This window comes from Armatimonas sp. (genome assembly GCF_043760365.1).
Taxonomy (GTDB): Bacteria; Armatimonadota; Armatimonadia; order Armatimonadales; family Armatimonadaceae; genus Armatimonas.
Window position 1 is genome coordinate 1 of sequence record NZ_JAYUPA010000594.1, and the last position, 1528, is coordinate 1528.

3 protein-coding genes are annotated in these 1528 nt (G+C 61.8%); all 3 read right to left on the reverse strand.

The genetic code is table 11. The annotated features are described in order from the left end of the window. The coding region (locus ACH2EH_RS13620) for a PD-(D/E)XK nuclease family protein (protein WP_395142538.1) at positions 1-236 on the reverse strand (236 nt) is incomplete at its 3' end. Positions 237-242: 6 nt separating this feature from the next. Continuing rightward, entirely contained in the window at positions 243-908 is a 666-nt protein-coding gene (locus ACH2EH_RS13625) for a 7-carboxy-7-deazaguanine synthase QueE (RefSeq protein WP_395142540.1), read from the reverse strand. Positions 909-917: 9 nt separating this feature from the next. After that, on the reverse strand, positions 918-1528 hold a 611-nt coding region (trpA, locus tag ACH2EH_RS13630), incomplete at its 5' end, for a tryptophan synthase subunit alpha (RefSeq protein ID WP_395142542.1).

Below are 1528 nucleotides of genomic sequence, written 5' to 3' on the forward strand. Positions count from 1 at the left end.
TGCGACTGCCACTTGGCCGCTAGTGTCTCGGTGAGGGTCTCGACAGTCACGCTCTCCGCGCCACCTTGCGCATGGAACTGCTCCAGTACGTTGTGCAGCGATGCCCCAAACGAGAAGCCCGCGCGTGGCTTACGATAGAACCGCCCGAGCTTCTCGATGTACTCCAGCTTGTACTTGGCTGGGCACTGGTAAAACGTGCGCAGCTTAGTCGGGCTCACCGTGAACTTACGGGCCATGGCGTCTCACGGAATCTCCAGCAGTTTATGGGTTTGTAGGCTCAGCCGGAAGCGCTTCGGGTGCGCCTGCACGGCGGCGATACAGAGTGGGGTCGCGGCGGGGTTGAGGGCGTTGGGCTGAAGAAATATCGTCCCGGGAAAGAGCGAGTCTTTAGCACGCTCAATATCAGCGTCGTCGTCTACAACATACTTGAACTCGGTGGCGTGTAAAAAATACCAGGGCTTGATGTGGCCGCCCTCGGTCTCTTTGGGCGAGACAGTGACGTGATCCAGCCGCCACTCGGGGCGCGGGTGCATGCCGTTGGTCTCGACTTGTAAGAAAAATCCCTCGGTATGCAGCGCGTCACAGAGGGGCTGAAGATCAAAGAGAGTGGGTTCACCGCCGGTGAGGCAGACCCAGTCGCAGCCGAAGCTCATCACTTCGGCGACAATCTCCTCGATACTCAGTGCACGCCTCACGCGAAAGTCCGTGTCGCAGAACGAGCAGGCCAGCGAGCAGCCCGCCAGCCGTACAAATACCGTCGCCTGCCCGACCCGCCCGCCCTCACCCTGGAGAGAATAGAAGATCTCGACCAGGGGAATCTTTCCGGTCTTCCAGACCGTGACGGCGTCTTTGGTGGCTGCGTGCGGGTCGGGGGTCTGGCCCTGGTAGGTGGGAAGCGGGAAACTCACGGACTTAGTTTATCGCGTGGCGGCTTTAAGCGCGGCAATATACTCTTTGACGAGCGCGAGCACGTCGGGGTTGTCGCGGTTCGTATCGAGAAGCGCAACGAGCGAGCTGCCTACCACGGCACCGTCGGCGAAGGCGCAGATCGCCGCCACTTGCTCGGGGGTCTTGATGCCAAATCCCACGCAGACCGGGGTGCTTGCCGTGTGCTCCCGAATGGCGGCCACGAGGCTTGGAAGCTCGCTGGGAACGACTTCCTTGGTGCCCGTAATACCCGTCATGGAAACGCAGTAGATAAAGCCCGCCGCGAGCTTTCCCACGGCCTCCATGCGCTCGGGCGTGGATGTCGGAGCGAGTAGGAAGATCGTCGCGAGACCCGCCGCATCGGCGAGGGGCTTCCAGGTGTCGGCTTCCTCGGGGATCATGTCAGTGATAATTGCGCCATCCACTCCAGCGGCCACGGCGTCTTTGGCGAACGTCTCCGGGCCGTACTGGAGAACCGGATTGTAAGCTCCCATCAGGACAATCGGCACCGTAACGCCCCGTGCACGCGCCTCGCGGACGGCATCCAGCACCTTGGGCGGCGTCATCCCGCCCTGGAGCGCCCGAAAGCTCGCCGCTTGAA